Source organism: Alcanivorax sp. NBRC 101098 (genome assembly GCF_001010505.1).
Lineage (GTDB): Bacteria > Pseudomonadota > Gammaproteobacteria > Pseudomonadales > Alcanivoracaceae > Alcanivorax > Alcanivorax borkumensis.
Genome location: NZ_AP014613.1, coordinates 247,632 through 266,449, shown reverse-complemented (window position 1 = coordinate 266,449; position 18,818 = coordinate 247,632). Strand labels below are relative to the sequence as shown.

Annotated in this window: 20 protein-coding genes; 8 read left to right on the top strand and 12 right to left on the bottom strand. The window is 56.1% G+C overall.

Annotated features, from left to right (window positions below; all coding sequences use genetic code 11):
• Positions 1-194: 194 nt before the first annotated feature.
• The 3 genes from AS19_RS01255 to AS19_RS01245 all read right to left on the bottom strand — a co-directional run bounded on the left by AS19_RS01255 (position 195) and on the right by AS19_RS01245 (position 1,876).
• Positions 195-875, bottom strand: coding sequence for a DUF4336 domain-containing protein (locus tag AS19_RS01255; protein WP_011587543.1), 681 nt, complete (start codon positions 873-875; stop codon positions 195-197).
• A gap of 58 nt (positions 876-933) precedes the next feature.
• Complete coding sequence (locus AS19_RS01250) at positions 934-1,149, bottom strand: DUF3820 family protein (protein WP_035458987.1); 216 nt, start codon at positions 1,147-1,149, stop codon at positions 934-936.
• A 103-nt stretch (positions 1,150-1,252) separates the two neighbouring features.
• The gene (locus AS19_RS01245; RefSeq protein ID WP_011587541.1) at positions 1,253-1,876 is read right to left on the bottom strand and encodes a cation transporter; all 624 of its coding nucleotides are present in this window, start codon (positions 1,874-1,876) and stop codon (positions 1,253-1,255) included.
• A 171-nt stretch (positions 1,877-2,047) separates the two neighbouring features.
• Between AS19_RS01245 and AS19_RS01240 the strand changes: the two genes are divergently transcribed.
• Positions 2,048-2,455, top strand: a complete 408-nt coding sequence (locus tag AS19_RS01240) for a helix-turn-helix domain-containing protein (RefSeq protein WP_041705214.1) — start codon at positions 2,048-2,050, stop codon at positions 2,453-2,455.
• A 192-nt stretch (positions 2,456-2,647) separates the two neighbouring features.
• On the top strand, positions 2,648-3,040 hold the full coding sequence (locus tag AS19_RS01235) for a hypothetical protein (protein WP_011587539.1): 393 nt from the start codon (positions 2,648-2,650) through the stop codon (positions 3,038-3,040).
• Between the two features lie 40 nt (positions 3,041-3,080).
• On the opposite strand, the gene AS19_RS01230 is transcribed toward AS19_RS01235, so the two are convergent.
• The 4 genes from AS19_RS01230 to AS19_RS01215 all read right to left on the bottom strand — a co-directional run bounded on the left by AS19_RS01230 (position 3,081) and on the right by AS19_RS01215 (position 8,172).
• The gene (locus AS19_RS01230) at positions 3,081-4,193 is read right to left on the bottom strand and encodes a DUF1513 domain-containing protein (protein WP_011587538.1); all 1,113 of its coding nucleotides are present in this window, start codon (positions 4,191-4,193) and stop codon (positions 3,081-3,083) included.
• A gap of 66 nt (positions 4,194-4,259) precedes the next feature.
• Positions 4,260-5,297: an imelysin family protein gene (locus tag AS19_RS01225; RefSeq protein WP_011587537.1), complete on the bottom strand. Its 1,038-nt coding sequence runs from the start codon at positions 5,295-5,297 to the stop codon at positions 4,260-4,262.
• A gap of 25 nt (positions 5,298-5,322) precedes the next feature.
• On the bottom strand, positions 5,323-6,717 hold the full coding sequence (locus AS19_RS01220; protein ID WP_011587536.1) for a di-heme oxidoredictase family protein: 1,395 nt from the start codon (positions 6,715-6,717) through the stop codon (positions 5,323-5,325).
• A 165-nt stretch (positions 6,718-6,882) separates the two neighbouring features.
• A complete protein-coding gene (locus AS19_RS01215) occupies positions 6,883-8,172 on the bottom strand; it encodes an imelysin family protein (protein WP_011587535.1) in 1,290 nt (429 codons plus the stop codon).
• 263 nt (positions 8,173-8,435) lie between these two features.
• Between AS19_RS01215 and nhaD the strand changes: the two genes are divergently transcribed.
• Entirely contained in the window at positions 8,436-9,665 is a 1,230-nt protein-coding gene (gene nhaD / locus AS19_RS01210) for a sodium:proton antiporter NhaD (protein ID WP_035458991.1), read from the top strand.
• Positions 9,666-9,727: 62 nt separating this feature from the next.
• Here nhaD and AS19_RS01205 read toward each other — a convergent pair whose 3' ends face one another.
• Complete coding sequence (locus AS19_RS01205) at positions 9,728-10,003, bottom strand: hypothetical protein (protein ID WP_231483374.1); 276 nt, start codon at positions 10,001-10,003, stop codon at positions 9,728-9,730.
• A gap of 318 nt (positions 10,004-10,321) precedes the next feature.
• Between AS19_RS01205 and AS19_RS01200 the strand changes: the two genes are divergently transcribed.
• Genes AS19_RS01200 through AS19_RS01185 form a run of 4 tightly spaced genes read left to right on the top strand, consistent with a single transcriptional unit; the run spans position 10,322 to position 14,685 of the window.
• Positions 10,322-11,107 (top strand): DUF3348 domain-containing protein, encoded by a 786-nt coding sequence (locus tag AS19_RS01200; protein ID WP_231860924.1) that lies wholly within the window; start codon positions 10,322-10,324, stop codon positions 11,105-11,107.
• Positions 11,104-13,350: a DUF802 domain-containing protein gene (locus AS19_RS01195; protein WP_035458997.1), complete on the top strand. Its 2,247-nt coding sequence runs from the start codon at positions 11,104-11,106 to the stop codon at positions 13,348-13,350. Before AS19_RS01200 ends, AS19_RS01195 begins: the two co-directional genes overlap by 4 nt.
• Positions 13,350-13,988, top strand: a complete 639-nt coding sequence (locus tag AS19_RS01190; protein WP_035458999.1) for an OmpA family protein — start codon at positions 13,350-13,352, stop codon at positions 13,986-13,988. The genes AS19_RS01195 and AS19_RS01190 overlap by 1 nt, the downstream gene beginning before the upstream one ends.
• The gene (locus AS19_RS01185; protein ID WP_041704670.1) at positions 13,978-14,685 is read left to right on the top strand and encodes a DUF2894 domain-containing protein; all 708 of its coding nucleotides are present in this window, start codon (positions 13,978-13,980) and stop codon (positions 14,683-14,685) included. The genes AS19_RS01190 and AS19_RS01185 overlap by 11 nt, the downstream gene beginning before the upstream one ends.
• A 133-nt stretch (positions 14,686-14,818) precedes the next feature.
• Here the strand turns inward: AS19_RS01185 and AS19_RS01180 are convergent, their stop codons facing one another.
• Entirely contained in the window at positions 14,819-16,903 is a 2,085-nt protein-coding gene (locus tag AS19_RS01180; protein WP_011587528.1) for a BCCT family transporter, read from the bottom strand.
• 169 nt (positions 16,904-17,072) lie between these two features.
• On the opposite strand from AS19_RS01180, the gene AS19_RS01175 reads away from it, so the two are divergent.
• Positions 17,073-17,447 (top strand): hypothetical protein, encoded by a 375-nt coding sequence (locus AS19_RS01175; protein ID WP_041704666.1) that lies wholly within the window; start codon positions 17,073-17,075, stop codon positions 17,445-17,447.
• Between the two features lie 50 nt (positions 17,448-17,497).
• Here AS19_RS01175 and AS19_RS01170 read toward each other — a convergent pair whose 3' ends face one another.
• From AS19_RS01170 to AS19_RS14180, 3 genes are all read right to left on the bottom strand, one after another.
• The gene (locus tag AS19_RS01170; protein ID WP_046961629.1) at positions 17,498-18,151 is read right to left on the bottom strand and encodes a glutathione S-transferase; all 654 of its coding nucleotides are present in this window, start codon (positions 18,149-18,151) and stop codon (positions 17,498-17,500) included.
• 236 nt (positions 18,152-18,387) lie between these two features.
• On the bottom strand, positions 18,388-18,633 hold the full coding sequence (locus AS19_RS14185) for a hypothetical protein (RefSeq protein ID WP_231860922.1): 246 nt from the start codon (positions 18,631-18,633) through the stop codon (positions 18,388-18,390).
• On the bottom strand, positions 18,608-18,775 hold the full coding sequence (locus tag AS19_RS14180) for a hypothetical protein (RefSeq protein ID WP_231860915.1): 168 nt from the start codon (positions 18,773-18,775) through the stop codon (positions 18,608-18,610). The genes AS19_RS14185 and AS19_RS14180 overlap by 26 nt, the downstream gene beginning before the upstream one ends.
• Positions 18,776-18,818: the final 43 nt, after the last annotated feature.

Sequence of the window (18,818 nt, the reverse complement as noted above, 5' to 3'; positions counted from 1 at the left end):
TAACGGGAAATGTTGCAAGAAATGTGGAGGGAGGAAATTGCGAGTTCAAAGTTAAAAGCGCGAACAGCGCTGTGCCACGCAGCCAAAACAACCCCGTGGCCCCGGGAAAAAGAATCGCGGCACTACCGTTTCTAATGTGGCTCTGCCACCGAGCCACGCTTTTCAAGTTTCAACGTTGAACGTTGAACGTTGAACTAGAGCAACCACTCCATCCCATGGCGGACCTGGTTACGGGCGTTTTCAGTGATGACCTCGCCGTGGGCCAGGCTGAGTTTTTCAAAGGGCCACTCGAGGATTCGGGTCACGCTGGCGCGGGCTTTGCGCCGGTTCAGATACACCAGCCGTAAAACCGGATGCCAGCCCGGTGATTTCCACAAGCCTCCCAGTTTCAAATACCAGCGAGTGAAGCCATGGTCGCATTGATGGAAGTTTTCAATCAGATCGGCGGCAATTAACGTTTTACTGGAACAATGATAGAACACCGTCTCGTGCAACATGGATCCTTCGATAAACACTAACTCGAAATCATCCCCCCAGTCTGGATGCGGGGTTTGCGAGAGCACCGCATCCAGTGCCAGATCCTTGCGCTTGCTCGCCAGTTTTGCCGGGCCGTGCAGCACGGCCTGGGGATAACGCTGTTTCACTTCATCGGCAAACACATGGTGAAAAAGGTTCGGGCAAACGATATGCGCCACTTCACCTAACGCCGCCAGTTCCCCGGCCAACGCATCGTCCACCGGAACCGGGGAGTGCAGCAACAAACCACCCGAAGACAATTTGACCACAGTCATCCGAGCGCCCACATGCAGCCCCATAAAGTGATGGGGAATGGCATAGGCCCAGACATTATTGGCAACCACTTCAAGTAACGGCACAGCTGACTCCTTAACGGGATATGCGCTCAGGATACCTGCTTGATCCCGGTGATACAGCCTATTTGCGTAACGGTTCCAGCAAACCTTCCGTGCCGTCCATTTTCAGCATCAGCGCCAGTGCCATCAGCCGGCCTAGCTCACCTTTCGGGAAACCCTTCTTGGTAAACCACAACAGGTATGGCTCGGGCAGATCGATCAATACCCGGCCGGCATATTTCCCGAAGGGCATGGTACGTTCAATCAGGGCAGTCAGATCTTCCTGTTTAAATTCCATAGAGCTCATCTTGATCACAGTGGAGAGGCAGAAAACATAAGCTGCCCAACTCGGTGCAGCCTACCGCCCCACCTTCTCATCGCCAACAATAATAACCATTTGCTCACGACGTACCGCACCCGTGCTCTGCGGCGGACTCGTTCTGCGCCTGACGCAAAATCGACACGGCGCTGTGGGTAAACAGGCCCGCAATGGCCACTGCCACCAGCAGGTCTGGCCAGCGGCTGTCTAGCCATACCACTAGGGTGCCGGAGATCAGCACTGTCAGGTTGGCCAACGCATCATTGCGCGAGCACAGCCAGGCGGATCGAATATTGGCGTCCCCCTGCCGGTGGCGCAGCAATAACAGCGCACTAATCACATTGGCCGACAGCGCCAAACTGGCTACACCCATCATCAGCTCGCCCTGCGGCGCACTGCCCTTCACCAGCGCCCAAATGCTGTTCGCCAGCACGATCACGCCCATCAACAATAACGACACCCCCTTGATACGGGCTGCGCGTACCCGCCAGGCCACCGACTGTCCCAACGCCCACAAGGTTAAACCGTAGGTAGCGGTATCGCCCAGAAAGTCCAGCGCATCGGCCTGCAATGCCCGCGAATCCGCCAGCACTCCAGAGGCCGCCTCCACCACAAACATCACCGCATTAATCGCCAACACGATCCATAGCACTCGTTGGTAATCTGGTGCCGGGTTTCCCACTATCTCGTGATCACAACAACCCATATTGTTTCTCCACTCTCTTTGGGCCCGACATGGCAGTGGCAAACGTCTATTGCTGCCGGTAGCGCCTGCTTGGGCTCCTTGATTTCACTGATTCAGGTTCCATTTAAAAAGCTATAGTAACTACAGGTTCAAGCCCAGTTATCGGCCCATGAGGTAATAATCATGCCAACCCTGTTCTCTATCGGCGCGCTCAGTAACGCCGCCGGCTGCAAAGTGGAGACGATTCGCTACTACGAAAAAATCGGATTGATGCCGGAACCGGCACGCAGTGAAGGGGGACAGCGACGCTACCATCAGCGCCACCGGGAACGATTGGCCTTTATTCGTCACAGCCGCGAATTGGGCTTCACCCTGGAAGATATTCGCGAGCTGCTCACCATGAGTGAACAGCATGGCTGTGCCGATGATATTGCCCGCCGCCACCTTGAGACCGTCGAGCAACGAATTCGATCACTCAGCGCCTTGCGCGATGAACTGGGCCGAATGATTAACGAGTGCGAACAAGGGAGGCCTGGCGAATGCCGGGTTATAGAAGTGTTAAGCGATCACCGCAAATGCACCACCGAGCATGGCCACTAGACCCAGTGGCCACCTCCTGGCCCTTCCTGTCTCTTCCCGTTACAAGCGCCTTGGCTGACATTTATACAACACGTTATGCACCCGTTTACCCCATATGGGTGAGGCATATTCCCGGCAGCTTTCTACAATAAACATAGCCGGCTCTTTTGGGGAGCCAACTAGGTCAACAAAGAAGGGAACAAGGGGAAGATAATGAAATGGACCATTGGCATTGCCATATTACTGGCTTCACAGTTTGCTGCCGCAGACTATTACTCCAGCCTGGACGATGACACCTGCTGGGATGCTCGCAACAGTGGTGGCGCCCCCTGCATGGTGGTGCACAACACCAAATGGAGCCAGTACAGCAAAGGGAATTTTATCGTTACCTACCGCAATTCCTGCAACAATCGTATCTACGCCCGTTTCTGCAATGAACGCAAAGACGGCTCTGAAGATTGCGGCGCCTCCGGCATCGGGGCCGGTAAAACCAAGAGTTGGTCTACATCCAACGCCAATGGCCGCTACAGTTACAGATCCATTGGGGTCGAACGGGGCTCCAAGGACTGGGTGTGCAGCGGCAAGGTATCCGGCTGGCACGATTAACATTCAGTGGCTTGTTTTTGGCGCCCGCTATCACGGGCGCCTAACCTAACCAGAGATGGTTATCCCAGCCGCCCCCCGGCAATGCCAGCCACTGCCCCTGCACATCCGCAGTACGGCTATCGAAGTAACGGCATTTGCCCTGCCCCGAGGTCACCGCAAACCCGCCCGGCACTGCCCCCACACCGGCACAATCTGACATCGGCGTATCTAGCAAGGTCTCCCCGCTATCCAGGTCCCAGATAAAGAACCGGTTGCCCCGTGGCGCCGTCATGGCCACTTGCCGTTGCTGGCGATGAATGGCGATGCTGGCGGTGTACTGATCCATCATTGCCAGCTGTGTCTGGCTGACAGGAAACGGTTGATAGGCCTCACCGGGGCGCTTGATGGCCAGCAACGGCACACGGTTATAGGCGGGGCCATGATATTGCTGCCCGGTCACCACCGTGCCGTCGCCAGCCACATCCAGGTGACGAATACTGCTTTGCGTATCCGTGAGAATTTCCTTGCTGATTAGCGCACCGTGACGATCCATGATTACTAGGCTGGAGGTCATGGTCTCCAGGTTCATTTGTTGGCGGCTGAGCCCGTCAGTGCGGATACCGCCGTTACCAATCGCTAGGGATTCGCCATCTGGCATCCAGGCCAGTTCGTGGGGGCCAACACCATGGGTGGACGCTTCGCCGTCATGGACTAGCTGCAAAGCAGCGTGATCCAACCGGTAGCGCCCCAACACGCCACGGCCGGGCTCATTGAGATCGTTTTCGGTGGTGTACAACCATTGGCCCTGCGCATGGAAAACGGCATGCCCATAGAAGTGGCGATACGGCTGGCTATGCAGGGTTTGCAGCAAAGAGCCATCGCGCAGATCCAACAGATAACTTTCCCTTGCTGGCCGGCGCCCCACAAACAAAGCAACAGGCAGGAAAGGATGGCGAGCCACCGCATGGCAGCGTTCGCGCACCGGCGTCGCGAAGGCCCGCTGGCCATTCAAATAATAGCCCATGGCATAGTGCTGGCCGGCATCATCGTTGCGCGCGGAAAGCAGCAGGGGAGATTTGCCCGCCGTACGGGTCCACAGTGACCCGCCACCCAGAGCGGCCACACCGGCCATCGCCGCACCAGCACCCAGCAACTTACGTCGTGTTAGTGGCATAACGCTCCCCGCAAGCTTGCACCGCCCACTGCGACCAAACTTTTAACTATTAACGCGCAACGGACTCTAGTCTCCGTCGTTGGCGTTAAAACCAATCTGGATATTCAGTGCCCGAGCCAGCTCTATCTGCTGCCGATTTTCCAATTGATCCAGCGCGGTATAAAGCGCCGCCAACGTATCCCTGTGGGAGGGGGCCTGCACCAATTCCACCAGCGGCCCAGGCAACGCCTCCATCCGGCTATTCACATCCGCATAGGCCTGATCAATATCACTCACCAAGCCTTCATCGCTCACCAGAGAACGTACCCGCTGCCATACCGCCCACGCGCCTTTTAGTGACGCTTGCAGGTTTTCAATAGATTGCTGGCTACGCCAAGCTTCCGCTTGATAGGGCTGCGCCACGCCTTTATTCAGCCGGCCCATGGGCACACCCAATTTTTTCTTCAGCACGTCCACACCGGTAATCTGCACCCGCAGAATCGCCGCCAGACCATCATCCGCAGTGGCATAGCGCTCGTTGGGAAAATCGCTTAACTGCAACAACATTCCCTCAGGCCCACGCCACAGTTTCAACACCTCTTCAGACAACGCCCATTGGTGGTTCGCAATACCCTTCAGTAACGGACAATAGCGATCACGGCTGGAAGCCAGTGCTATCGATTCATCAAACAGCACAAATTCAAAAGCGGTTAGCCCCTGCACTACCACACTGGCCTTCTCCAGCTGCTCACCGGTGAGTGGGCCGGCCTCGTCTAACAACGCTTCAGTCTGGCGAACCACCAGGTTGCGTTTGTCCGGCCAGAACTGAACCTGCCAGCTACGATTGCCTTCCGACAACGGGCCGATCATCAACGGCTGCAAGTAAGACCACTGTGATTGGGCGTGAAAAAATGCGGCCTTCATCTTTTCCACCGAGGCCTGCGGGTCCGCGCAGTACGCCTCCACACTGTCCATCAGCGCGGCATTGCTGTCGTGCCATTGTTGGTGAGCCGGCAATAACACCTCAGTGGCCAGCTGAACAGTGACCTCCTGCCGTGGGTTGCTACACGCTGCCAGCATCAACACGGACAACGCGACCGCCCCCTGCATAATCAAAGCACGCATGGTGAATCCTCGACCTTAATCGTCGTTATAAAGAGTTCAAGAAAGCCAACAACGCCGCGCGCTGACTAGCATCAAACGCCAACACCGCATCCCGAGACTGAGCCGCCTCACCTTCGTGCCAGAGAATCGCTTCCATTAGATTGCGGGCGCGGCCATCGTGGAGAAACTGAGTATGGCCATTCACTGCCTCCGTGAGGCCGATACCCCACAGCGGCGGGGTACGCCACTCCTGGCCATTAGCCAAAAACTCCGGGCGACCGTCCGCTAAACCCGGCCCCATGTCATGGAGCAACAAATCGGTGTAGGGACGAATCGTCTGGTTGGCCAGCTCCGGCTCCGCGGCCTCGGCTCCGGTGGTGAACACGGCCACATGGCAGCCTTGGCAATTCGCTTGGAAGAACAGGCTTTTACCCGCCAGCACCTGTTTATCGTCTACATTACGGCGGGCCGGCACGGCCAGGTTGCGGGTATAAAACGTGACGTTATCGAGGATGGAATCACTCACCTCCGCGTCGCCGCCGTTGGGCATGGCCAGGCAATCGTGCTGGGCCGGGGAGCAGGAATCGGTGGGCACCAAATGGCTGGTAAGGCCCATGTCATTAGCGAAGGCTTCCGCATTTTGCTGGCGCAAGCTGGGCTGCCCTGCCTTCCAGCCAAAACGTCCCATGGCCGTGGTGTCATTACGGCGATCCCAAACGCGATTTGCCCGGCCACTGATACCGTCACCGTCCGCATCCTCCGGGTCAGCATGGGCTAACAGGTCTGCTTCCGGAATGGCTTCCAGCAACCCCAAACCAATCACCGGCGGGGCAATGCGCGCGGAAAACAGCGTGGCAGGATGCATGTCTCCGTACGCCAAGTTACTGAAACTCAGTCGAGGCACACGCAGAGCAACTTGGTAGCCATCTTTAAAAGTGACAATCCGGGTGCGGTAATCCACCCGCACCCGGCCTTCCGGCTCAACCCCGGGAATGGCCGCATCCTGAAATTGCCCGCCATAGGTTGGCTCGGGCATTAACCCACCTTGGGTCAAATCATCTTCTGCTTTAGCAGGCACCGACAACCGCACCAACATGGAAACCGCTTGTTTGGCATCAGGGCCAGGCGGGTGACCTCGGCCATCCTTGATATGACAGTTCTGACAAGCGTTGGTATTGAATAATGGGCCAAGGCCGTCACGAGCATCCGTGGAGGCCGGAGCAATAACCCAAGGGTTCCGGAAAAAGCTGTTGCCCACACTGAAATCCAGCCGCCGAGACGGTGGCAGATTCGCTAGCGGCAGCGAAAACGCATTCTGGTCTGTTTTAGTCACTGTGGCCTTACCCGCAGAAAGCTGCTCACCGGGCTCGGCTTCGGTAAAAGTGGGGCCTTGATCACAAGCCGCCAACAGGGCCGCCAAAGACAGCAAGAAATATCGCAAGGGTGGGTATCCTTCTCTCTTGAGAGCCTAGCTGTGCAGACTCAATACTTGAGTCACGAAGACAATGAGCAAGCTTTCCGCTTTTCGCTGGAATGTACGGCTCCAGCACAGCGCCCGAGATAACGGGCCGGCGGCCGGTGCTTTCAACCCACCGCGGGCCTCATGTCAGAAGCTGTGGTTGGCGGTATCCGGATTCAGTGCCTGAATATTTAGCACCGCTGCGGCCGCCTCAATACTGGTAGTCTGCGCGACCAAGGTATCGATGGCCGCATTCACCGTGGCCGCCCCCTCGCTATTCCCTGGCGCAATCAACTGATCAAAATGAATGCCTTTGTTGGCACTGTCCACCAGCCCCTGCAGCGCCGCGCGGCTAGCCTCCAAGTCGGCTTTCAATTGGTTGTCGATGGCCGGCTTATTGGCGGCCACCAAGTCACTCAAGGAAGGGCCGGTCAAGGTTTCACCGTTCACTCGCCGATACTCGCCCAGATACACATTGCGAATGCCCTTACCATTATAAAAATGCGACGCATGCGTATTGTCACTAAAACAGTCGTGCTCGTCTTCTGGGGAATGGGCCGCAAGTGCCACCTTCATCCGCTCTCCAGCCAACTCGCCCAATGACAGGCTTCCCATGCCAAACAACATCTTGCGAAGGCCGTTCTCCACTGAGTCGGCTTCCAGCTCAGCCCGGTAGTTCTCTTCACCCGGACGCCATTCGTCTACCATCACTTCCAGATCGTTAATCAGCAGATCGGTAACCACCGACAGGTACTCGCGGCGGCGGGCATTATGCCCCCCAGTGGCTTGCGGGCCGGTGGCAAAATCCGTTGCCGGGCGCTCACCGGCACCAGCGTCGGTTCCATTCAAGTCCTGCCCCCACAACAAAAATTCAATAGCATGATAGCCGGTGGCCACATTCACCTCGGAGCCCCCTAGCTCATTCAAACTGGCTAACAACTCTGCGCTCAGGTCCGTCAAATCCAGAGCCTGCTCACCAATCTTCAAGGATTCGCTGGCAATAATATTGGCGCGGGCGCCGGGGTTGCCCATCACCGCGTGATAATCCTCATCCACGTAATCAATCAGGCCCTCATCCAGCGGCCAGGCATTCACCTGTCCTTCCCATTCGTCCACCACCACATTGCCGAACCGAAATACTTCACTCTGCATGTAGGGCACCCGGGCCGCACGCCAAGCATCCCGGGCCGCAGTTAGGCTATCTTCCGTAGGTGCTGCCAGTAACGCATCAATTTGAGTTTTCAACTTGCGAGCTTCGGCAAGCGCATCGGTATAGGTCGCCAACGCCACGTCAGCATAGTGGCTGACCACCTTCTTGCCCTGCGTCTGATCATAGGCCTGCGCAACAACGGCCCCGCTGGACTGCGGTTCATCGCTACAGGCAGAAAAAAACAGGGTGGCCAGTAAAAGGCCGCCGGTGGACAGGCGAGTCAGCATGAAAATTCCCCGAGCAGATCGAATATCACAAGCAAACGCGCCGAGCAGATCGACGCGGAAACAGTCTAGGCATACATAATGCGAATTATTCGCATCTTTTAAAAGGGCTGCGTCCAAAATCTGCACATATCCAGCATTTTTCCGCCACAATTCGTCGAATGCCCCCCAATAAACAAATTGTTTACGGTGAACCCAGTTCACAAAAAGTCTAAGATAGCGCCGCTCTCCGCTCTCTTTTTTAGCTACAGTGCGAGTCGCCCGCCATGACCACCGTTCTACTAATCCTGGTGGCGCTGGGCTTTTTGTCCATCGTCGTCGAAGATATCGTCCATATTGATAAGGCAAAAACCACGCTGTTTTTCGGGTCCTTCGCCTGGCTACTGTTTTTTATTGCCCCCCCGGCTCATCTCAGTCACGACGCGCTGATGAAAAGCCTTAATGACAACCTGCTGGATATTGCCACCCTGTGGTTGTTTCTGATGGCCGCCATGACCTTCGTGGCTTATCTATCCGGCAAGGGCATTATCGACAGCCTGGTCAACAAACTGCTACCCGAGCGCATTAGCGAGCGCAAACTCATGTTGCTCACCGGCGTGTTTGCCTTCCTGTTCTCTTCCATGGCCGACAACATCACCGCCACCCTGGTGTGTATCGCCGTGTTGATGAACCTGAACCTGCCGGTCAAAAAACTAATGCGCTACGTGGTGCTGGTGATATTTTCGGTTAACGCTGGGGGCACCGCGCTGATTACCGGCGATGTCACTACACTGATGATTTTCCTGGCAGGCAAAGTGGAAATTCCGGACCTTCTATTGCTTAGCCTGCCCGCCGCCGGAGCAGTTGCTGCACTAGCATTAATGCTCTCATTAGGGCTCAGTGAAGAAGTGCACATCAAGAAACAAAACAACGTCATCGAACGCGGAGACAAGGTTATCGCGCTGCTGTTCTTCGGCACCATTGTCGGCACCATCGCCGCCAACGTAGCATTCGGAATTCCGCCGGTGCTGTGCTTCCTGTTCGGTCTATCGTTGATGTTCATGGTGGTGCAGTTCCTAAACAAGGACGAGCCAATTCTGGAATATATCCGCAAGATTGAATTCGACACCCTGCTGTTTTTCCTGGGCGTATTGCTGTTGGTAGGTATGCTCAAGGAGCTGGGTATGCTGGCCTACTTCCCCGCGCTTTATGATGTTATGCCACCCGTGGCCGCTAATTTCCTGGTGGGCTTGGCCTCGGCACTATTCGATAACGTGCCGCTGACCGCCGCGCTGCTCAATTCCGGGATAGAAATGAACTTATCCCAATGGCTGTCACTAACCTATTCGGTCGGTGTGGGCGGGTCGCTACTGGTCATTGGCTCCGCCGCCGGGGTGATCGCCATGAGCAAGATCGAAGTGCTCACCTTCGGCAGCTACCTGCGTTACTTCGGCTACCTGTTGGTGGCCTACAGTATCGGCTTTGTCGCGGTGCTGGGGTTGGGGCAGCTGGTTTAGCCACCGCCGGCATGCCGGCTATCGTCCTCGCCGAGCATAGCGAGGGCGATTACCGCAACAAATCAGTTCGCGCCGTAAAGATCATCATCCAATTCTTTCAAATCATTATCGAGCTGTTGCCAATTAGCCTTGCCATCTACGCTACCTGCCCCGGTCAACTCACGGTATTCATCAATACGCTGTTGCAATTCAGTCAACACATCCTCTAGTGCCAGCTGGTGTCGCTCCGCCTCCGTGCTACGATCTGCTTCACCTTGCTTCTCCAATTGATCCAGCTCGCTCTCCAACTCGTCCAGCTTACTTTTAATATCAGCAATCATTTGTTTACCGGTTTCCATAATCAAAACTCCTTTTCAATCGGGGGCTCCAAGCAAAGCCCGTTTCAGAGTGAGCCCATTTGCCGAGCAGGGTCAAGGCTGCCACCAGCCACGGTTCTTACCGCCAGAAAATCTGGCCAACAATGCACGCCTCCTCCGCCACTAAATGGTTATGGTCGCCGTTACCCAACGCTCAACCGACCAGCGCATTATCATCGCCGGCCTTTCCCTATTAGAATGGACGGCTGGCCTATCCGCACGACACTGGGCGGCACTCACAGCCTATGGCTGCGGTCGCCGGGTAGGCCCGTTTCGTTCACCGCCGCCATGGACAACAGTATGTACAGGACGCAAACACCCGCGCATACCGGCCCCGCCGGCAGCCGGCTGGTACAGCTGCTTGCTAGCCTGGACCCAAAAGCAGCCTCGTCCTCCCATGCGTGTTTCGCTGAGCGGCTAGGCCGGCTGTTTGACCTGTCCGACACGATTGCCCTGGATACCGCCACCCAGCACCGTCCAAAGGGACCGTTTACAGCTCAGTCCGATATTTCAGAGACTCTGCAGGCTGATCTACTGAAAACCCGCAACACCCTGCTGGAGAACCTGAGCCACAGTTTCGCCGGCAAACAGGCCGCCTCGGTGATCAGCCTGCCACCGTTAAACAAAGACATACCGGCGGGCAAGCGGCCCACCTTTGGCCCCTATGAGCGTTTCCACCAAGCTCACCAGCGGCAGATGATTGCCGCACTAACCAACCTGCGCTTGCGCGCCCGGCGCCACCTCTGTGCCCATAGTGCAGAGCTGGCCCGACTGGCGGAGCTGGATGCGGTGTTCGAACACGGCCTCTCTGCATATGTGCGCCGCTGTTTCAGTGCCATGCCCGCGTTTCTGGAAAAGCGCTACCGCGTCCTATGGCAACAAGGTCAACACACACGCCCACAAGAGTGGATGGCCGCCAACGGCTGGCTATCCCAGTTTTGCCAAGAAATTCAAATGCTGTTACTCGCTGAGCTGGACGCCCGCCAGGAGCCCATTCTGGGGTTACTGGACGCGGCGGCAGGTGCCACCACCGACGCCGACACCCGGCTCACCGACATTGATGATAAGGAAAGCACCACCCCATGAGACGTTTTCTATTTGCTCTCCCGTTTGTCCTCGGCGCCGTGGCCGTTATCTGGATCGGCACCACCTTCCTGGGTAACCCGGTGGCCTTCACCGTTACCCTGCTGATCGCCGCCGTCTACGGGCTCGGGTTTGTCGAATTACTGCGCTACCGCCGCGATACCACCAAGTTAAACCTGCGACTACAACAATTACCCCACCCTAACGACGACCGCGAAACGCTGACTCGCTGGCTCAGCGAACTACCCAACACCCTGCGCCACGCCGTGCAACGCCGTGTTGACGGCCATCCGGCCACCCTGCCCGGGCCGGTACTGACCCCATACCTCACCGGTTTACTGGTAATGCTCGGCTTGCTGGGCACCTTCGTGGGCATGATCGTCACCCTCAAAGGCGCCGCCACCGCCTTGGATGGCAGCAGTGAGCTGAGCGCCATTCGCAGCGCGTTGTCCGCACCTATTGCCGGCCTAAGTCTGGCCTTTGGTACCTCCATCGCCGGGGTTGCTGCCTCCGCCATGCTTGGCCTCACCGCGACCCTGTGTCGCCGCGACCGCATGGACGCCTCCCGTCAGCTAGACGATGCAGTGGACGGCCAGCTGTATCGCTTTTCTCTAAACCACCAACGCGAAACGGCCTACGCGGCCCTGCAAAGCCAGTCCCAGGTGTTCCCGGAACTGGTCACCGCCCTGCACACCCTCACCGGGCGCATGGAACAAATGGGCGAACAGCTCACCGGCAACCAGCAGGCCTTCCACAATGGACTCCAAGAGCAATACCAAGGGTTGGCGCGTTCCGTTGCTGATTCTTTACGTGACACCCTAACCGACAGCAGCCGCCTGGCCGCCGAGAGCGCTCAATCAATCATGGCGCAATCCCTCGCCAGCCTCAGCAAGCAGGCTCAAGGCACCCACGAAAAGCTCAACGCAATCACCGAACAACAGCTCGGCGCCCTTACCGAACGTTTCCGTGACACCACCGAGCAAGCTGCCGAACACTGGCGCGCCGGGCTGGCCGAGCATCAGCAAACCAGTGCCCGGCTGGTGAGTGACATCAGCACCTCGCTGGCGGCTCACCACGATCAGTTCCAACACAACAGCAATTCCCTACTGCAGCAGGTCCGTGACACCCAACAACAATTGGGCAATGCCAGTGAGCAACAACTCGCCACCATCACCGGAGAATTCCAGACTGCCACCCGTCAGGCACTGCAAGACTGGAACGCCGGGCTGGAGGCTCACCGGGCCAGCGGCGCAGAACTTCTCCAACAAGTACGCGACACTCAACAGGCCGTGGCCGAACACAGTGAAAAGCAGTTTTCAGCCATCGCCGGCCAGTTCCAGGCCAGCACCGAACAGGCCGCTCAACAGTGGCAAACCGGCCTCAGCGAGCAGCAACGCACCGTGGCCACCTTGGTTAACGATATTCGTAACGCTCTGCACGAGCACAACAGCGAATTCCGTGACAGCGCTGCCGGCCTGCTCAGCGGCCAGCAAACGGGCATGGACAGCCTGATCAACCAGCTGGGTGAGCAACTCAGTGTGTTGCGCGATCAAGAAGCCGCTCGCGGTGACGCCGCCAGCGAGCGCCTAGCCAAGCTTGAGGCCACCGTCAGCGAGCATCTAGGTCGCCTGGGCACTGCTCTAGAAGAACCAATGATGCGCTTGATCGAAACCGCCTCGGAAACACCGAAAGCGGCCGCGGAAGTGATTTCCCGCCTGCGCGAAGAAATGACCCACAGCAGCGAGCGGGACAACGAACTGTTGGAAGAACGTCGCCGCATCATGGCCGAGCTGGATACCTTGCTCAGTGCCCAGCAGGATGCCGCCGGCGCCCAGCGTGACGCTATCGACACCTTGATTCGCACCTCCAGCGAGACGCTGAGTCAGGTGAGCGACACCTTCTCGCAACAGGTCAGCGACCAGGCCAGCCAACTTAATCAGGTCGCCGGCGACGTCGCCGGTAGCGCCGCCGAAGTGGCCAGCCTCAGCGACGCCTTTGCCACGGCCGTGCAAGTGTTCAGCCGCGCCAACGACACCCTACTGGACAATCTTCAGCAGGTGGAAAGCTCACTGGAGAAATCCTCTGCCCGGGCCGACGAGCAACTGGGCTACTACGTGGAGCAAGCCCGCGAGGTGATTGAGCTCAGCATGGCCTCACAGAAAGAAGTCATTGATGCCCTGGCCAACCTACGCCATGGCGATGCCCCTGCGCACAATGGCCAGCGCTCGGTTTCCGGGGTTAATTGATGGACGAATTACACGACAGCGATGCCCAGGCCTCGCCGGTCTGGGCCATCTTCTCGGATCTCATGGCCGCCCTGGTGGGCATTCTGGTGTTGCTGCTGGTGTGGGTGATCGGCATCCAGCTGGAGCTGAGCCAATCCCTAGAGCAGGAAAAAGCCAAACGCCTCGCCGAAGAACAACGGCGCATGGCATTGGAAGAAGCGCTGGCCGACCCGTTGGCCAGCGGCCGGGTGACGTTCAACAATGGCCGTATCGGCATCAGCGGCAGCGTGCTGTTCCAGCTCAACTCCGACCGGCTGCAACCGGAAGGCAAAGCCCTGCTCAGGGATCTGGTAAAACCGCTACAGGTGTTCCTCAGCCAACACGACGATATGCTCATGGTTAGCGGCTTCACCGACGCCCTACCCATCAACCGGGGCAACGGCCGCTATGCGGATAACTGGGGGTTGTCAGCCCAGCGAGCACTCACCGTCACCCGTACCTTGATTGAGCAGGGCATGCCCGCCGATCAGGTGTTTGCCGCCGCCTTTGGCGATAACCAACCGGTGGCCCCCAATGACGATGCGGACAGCCGTGCCCGTAACCGCCGGGTGGAGCTGACCACCGTGCCCCGACAAAGTGAGAAATCCGATGCGCCCTGACGCGGACTCTCCCTCGCCCTCCCCCTCAGCAACTCTGGAGGCTCTGACAGAGCGCCTGGAGGCCCTGCAAGAGCAAGGAGGAGAACACTTTGACCCGGTACGGTTCAGTTTTCTGGCCAGCCTTACCCAACGGCTGGCCACATTGCCGGCCCCTCCCGCTGGCACACTGAGCAAGCTGGACAACCAACTCAGCGAATACCAAAGCGCGTTCAGCCAAGCCAAAGCAACGCTGGACGCTGCTGGCGAAGCCGGCGACGACCCCGCTCAGTTCCGCCCCCGCTTGCGCCGAGCGTCGCAACCCGCTGGGCCCTCACCGTTTGCTCCGCTGCATCGGGCTTACAGCCTGATGACCACAGATGACAGCCCGGAGGAAAACAACACTCTGGCGGGTCTATTAAAACAACAGGAAAAACAGGTACTGGCGGATAATGGCGCCAGTGCTCCACCGCTACCACCCAAACAACGGGAGCTGAACGCCCTGCGTCAACTGCGCAGCCAGCGTCAGGCCCAGCAGGCTCGCCAACGCATCGACGATGCCATTACCCAAACGCCCAGCGACGCAGGCCCACTTAACTCTCACCGGATGGTCACCCGCGCCATTGAAACGCTGCGCGAGCTGTCGCCCGCGTATCTAGAGCACTTTGTGAACTATCTGGATACCCTAATGAGCTTGGAGAAAATCGCACCGAAACGCTGATGCCTCCGGCTCTCCTGTTCAAGGCGACCCCCAGGAAATGGGTTACGGCTAAATCTAAGTTCCACCGCCAAAACGAAAGACGCCCCAAAATGTGGGGCGCCCAAGCGGTAGTTCTACTCCCGTTAGCGAGCCATTACGCTGGCTTCACACTCCCCCCGTCTTCCCCTTTTTTGCCTTCGCTGTCGCCGCCAGACTGATCGCGCAGCAGGTCATCATGCTCCGCCATTTCCCAGGGCAGCTTACCCGGCGCCACATTCAAGAAGTGCAAATAGTTTTCGAACTGGTCGAGCATATCGCGAATGATATCCACCTCATCGTAGCCGAATACATCATAAGAACGGCCACCTCGACGCAAGAACACCTCAGCGCGGCAATACTCATGGGCATCGTTTACCCTGGCCTCACGGCTGCTGTAGGCATATTCCGGCACCGGTGTGGTGATCAAACGGATGTCATAGATAAAACCCACGTGCTCATCGCGATTGACCACCAACTCGGCGCGGATAAATTGCTCATCGAAATCCACCGACGCATCCCAGCCAACCTTACGCAGCTCATCAACGACCTTTGTCATACTGCCCATGGCAGTATCACGGATGAAGGTTTCCACCTCTTGCCGAGTAGGGTAACGAATCATCGCCGTGAGGCGATGGCGCCATTGGCTGCCAGTCATGTGGCGGCTATGAGCCATATGCGCCTGCAAGCTGGTTTCCCGGTGCCCTTCAATCACCAGCGCCCGCCACATGCCCACTGCCGCCAGCAGGATAATGATCGCAAACGGCAAGGCGCTCACCATAGTCATGGTTTGCAGTGCGCTTAAGCCTCCTGCCAATAACAACACCGATGCGATGACTCCTTCCAGAACAGCCCAGAAAATCCGCTGCCAAGCCGGGGTTTCCAGCACCCCACCAGACGCGAGGGAATCCACCACCAGGGAGCCGGAATCCGACGAGGTCACAAAGAAGGTAACAATCAACAATACCGCCAGGAACGACACCACGCTAGACAAGGGAAGGTGATCAAACAGCTGGAACAAAGCCACCGCCTTGTCTGCCTGCACCTGGGTTACCAGCTCGGTATAACCCTGCTCCATAATCAGGTTAAGCGCGGTATCACCAAACACTGAAAACCACAGAAAGGTAAAAATACTCGGCACCAGCATCACCCCAACCACAAATTGGCGGATGGTACGACCTCGGCTGATCTTGGCAATAAACAGCCCCACAAACGGGGCCCAAGCAATAGTCCAACTGAAGATAAACAGGGTCCAGTTACCGATCCAGTCACTGTGGGTGTAAGCCTGTAGATTAAAGGTGCGCTCCACAATATTGCTCAGGTAGCTACCCGTATTCTGCACAAAGCTTTCCAAAATATGCACCGTGGGGCCGACCACAAACACAAACAGCATCAGCAGCACCGCCAGCATCATGTTCAGAATCGACAGGCGCTTCACCCCCTTGTCCATCCCCGCCACCACCGACACCGTGGCCATCGCGGTGACAATGGCGATAGCACTGATCTGCACCATATTGCCCACCGGCACGTCCCACAGATAATTCAGGCCTGCGTTTATCTGCGCGGCAGATAAACCCAGCGTAGTCGCGATGCCAAACATGGTGCCCAAAATAGCGAACACATCGATAGCATGGCCAATAGGCCCATAGATTTTTTCGCCTATAAGAGGATAGAACGCCGAACGCATGGATAAGGGCAACCCATGACGAAACGCAAAGTAGGCCATCACTAGGCCAACCAAGCCGTAAATGGCCCAGATATGGAAGCCCCAGTGGAAAAATGCAATCTGCATGGCCTGCTTAGCAGCTTCCACCGTCTGCGGGTCGGCTACAGGCGGCTCAGAATAATGTAATACTGGTTCAGCGACCCCAAAGAACAATAGAGCGATGCCGTACCCCGCCGAGAACAGCATGGCGAACCATTCTGGAAACGAATATTCCGCCTCGCAATGATCCGGCCCCAGCTTAATATTGCCCCACGATGTCATGCTGATACCGACAATAAAAAGAAAGAATAGCGCCACCACCAGCATATAAAACCAGCCGAACGTTTCAGTGATCCATGCCTGGGCAGAAGAAAACACCTCCCCAGCCAGCTCCGGATCACTGATGGTGCCGATAATCAGCAATAAGGAAACGATCACCGCCGGCAAAAACACTGGCACCAAAATCGTCGAGTTGCGCATCATTCCTTTGTTTACCATATTTCAGCCCTGTTGCTTGTGTGGAGAGGCATGGTGACTTCTACCCTATAGACATCTTTACCCTGCTTCCAGCAGATGTGGTTACACGCGCTTACTATATGTACGCACCATTTTGCGGTAGGCTTTCGATTTTCCGAATCCACTACCACGCCCTATGACACTTGCAACCATGCGCCAACCACTTCTGATCCTATTCACCTTTTTCGCACTAATCTCAACGGCTCAGGCCTATGAGCAGGACTGCAAACTCGACATTCTTCACAGCGCCATCGGCGCCAACCATAGTTTCAATCTCAAGGTGACCTGCAGCGGCTACTACAACACACTGACCTATCTGCTACGGGCAAAACAAAACAAAAACGGTGTCTCACGCCTCGACAGCGAAACAGGACAGCTCTACATTCGTGGCAACGACCAAACCAGCGGAGGCATTACGATAGAGATGCAGGAAGGAGATAAAGTCAGCATTGAAGCTAAAATTCTTCAAGCGTGCGAAGTATTAGGTGAGGCCACACTGGAATATACGCACAAAGAATCACGCTGACTCCCTGTGCCCCTAGCAGACTAATGCGAATGTTCTTGCCGTTGGAAAACCTAACCGTAAGAAGGAAAAAGCACCAATTCATCCCCCTCGCACCATGGCTTATATTTGACCATGGCTTGCAAGAAAAATGGATGCTGCAACCAGCGCTTCAGCCACACCTGCAGGTTAGGGTAAGGCAGGCTGTAAAAAACATCGCGATCTACATGCGCGAATTGTCGGACAAACGGCATAATACCGACATCCGCAAGGGTCACATTATCCCCCAGCAAGAATGGGTGTTTAATCAACAACCCTTCCAAGACCTGCAAAAAGGCTTCACCGCATTGTCGATACTCTGTCTGGGTCTTCTCTGGGTAACGATCCGCGTATTTATAGCGATCAAGCCAATATTTGAATTCGCTATCATTTTGCTCAATGAGAGCATCAATCTGACCCGCGCCCTTTGTATACAGCAACCCTTGCGGATCATTTTTCTCAAGTGCCCATATCATTATATCTCGGCTCTCTTCAATTACAGTCCCGTCGAAAAGCTGCAAGACTGGCACCGTTCCTTTAGGGCTAATTGTTAACATCTGGGCTGGCTTATTCTTTAGTTCCACCTCACGCAACTCCACCCGCATCTCAGCAAACAAGAGTCCTAGACGAGCGCGCATGGCGTAAGGGCAGCGACGGAAAGAATACAAGCAGTGAAATGAGGAGGTCATGGAGTTTATTTATTGTTGAATGAAGTAAGTTAAGTAGAAGAAATACATAGAACCATAATCGTATTAACGCCCTAGCTGAAACAAACCCACGAAGCCCCGGTTTCGACACGGTAGTCTATCAATCGGAAGTGAGAAAACGATTCAGCCTTATCGCTTTCGATATCGCCGGAACCAGAGCCGCCTGTTATGAGTAAAAACTGCACGTTCCCGATTAGGCTGAGCACGCAAAGGGGTTTTCAAAGGCCCCTAGCGAACGATTGTCCGATGTCTTCGCCAAACATAATTCTGTGCCCATCTGGAGTAACTACGCCAAACTCACGCAACCCCCAAGGTTTATTAGAAATAGTCTGAAAAATATCAACACCGCGCTTCCGATAATCACCATAAATATCATCAATGCCCACGCAATTCACATACGCAAAGTAAGAATGTTCATTGGTCGCTTCAGCAGAAATCTCATCCGGGCAATACCCCAACATCATATGAAAACTGCCAAGGCTCAGGAACGACCAGCCGTCTACTCGAAAGCGAACAGAAAAAACCAAGCTTATCTAAAAAATATCGTTCACTTTCATCAACATTATTGACCGCCAAAACATGCTGAGTTGCTTTAACTTCAAACACCTACGACTCCTTTCATCGGCATGTGAATTTATCAGTAACAATG

What these genes read in the sequence shown, in the direction of transcription:
- AS19_RS01170 (WP_046961629.1), bottom strand. Translation starts at nt 18,151, where the DNA reads ATGACCTCCTCATTTCACTGCTTGTATTCTTTCCGTCGCTGCCCTTAC.
- AS19_RS01230 (WP_011587538.1), bottom strand. Translation starts at nt 4,193, where the DNA reads ATGCCACTAACACGACGTAAGTTGCTGGGTGCTGGTGCGGCGATGGCC.
- AS19_RS01225 (WP_011587537.1), bottom strand. Translation starts at nt 5,297, where the DNA reads ATGCGTGCTTTGATTATGCAGGGGGCGGTCGCGTTGTCCGTGTTGATG.
- AS19_RS01175 (WP_041704666.1), top strand. Translation starts at nt 17,073, where the DNA reads ATGCGCCAACCACTTCTGATCCTATTCACCTTTTTCGCACTAATCTCA.
- AS19_RS01180 (WP_011587528.1), bottom strand. Translation starts at nt 16,903, where the DNA reads ATGGTAAACAAAGGAATGATGCGCAACTCGACGATTTTGGTGCCAGTG.
- AS19_RS01200 (WP_231860924.1), top strand. Translation starts at nt 10,322, where the DNA reads ATGTACAGGACGCAAACACCCGCGCATACCGGCCCCGCCGGCAGCCGG.
- AS19_RS01215 (WP_011587535.1), bottom strand. Translation starts at nt 8,172, where the DNA reads ATGCTGACTCGCCTGTCCACCGGCGGCCTTTTACTGGCCACCCTGTTT.
- AS19_RS01185 (WP_041704670.1), top strand. Translation starts at nt 13,978, where the DNA reads ATGCGCCCTGACGCGGACTCTCCCTCGCCCTCCCCCTCAGCAACTCTG.
- AS19_RS01190 (WP_035458999.1), top strand. Translation starts at nt 13,350, where the DNA reads ATGGACGAATTACACGACAGCGATGCCCAGGCCTCGCCGGTCTGGGCC.
- AS19_RS01205 (WP_231483374.1), bottom strand. Translation starts at nt 10,003, where the DNA reads ATGGAAACCGGTAAACAAATGATTGCTGATATTAAAAGTAAGCTGGAC.
- AS19_RS01245 (WP_011587541.1), bottom strand. Translation starts at nt 1,876, where the DNA reads ATGGGTTGTTGTGATCACGAGATAGTGGGAAACCCGGCACCAGATTAC.
- AS19_RS01235 (WP_011587539.1), top strand. Translation starts at nt 2,648, where the DNA reads ATGAAATGGACCATTGGCATTGCCATATTACTGGCTTCACAGTTTGCT.
- AS19_RS14185 (WP_231860922.1), bottom strand. Translation starts at nt 18,633, where the DNA reads ATGATGTTGGGGTATTGCCCGGATGAGATTTCTGCTGAAGCGACCAAT.
- nhaD (WP_035458991.1), top strand. Translation starts at nt 8,436, where the DNA reads ATGACCACCGTTCTACTAATCCTGGTGGCGCTGGGCTTTTTGTCCATC.
- AS19_RS01195 (WP_035458997.1), top strand. Translation starts at nt 11,104, where the DNA reads ATGAGACGTTTTCTATTTGCTCTCCCGTTTGTCCTCGGCGCCGTGGCC.
- AS19_RS01250 (WP_035458987.1), bottom strand. Translation starts at nt 1,149, where the DNA reads ATGGAATTTAAACAGGAAGATCTGACTGCCCTGATTGAACGTACCATG.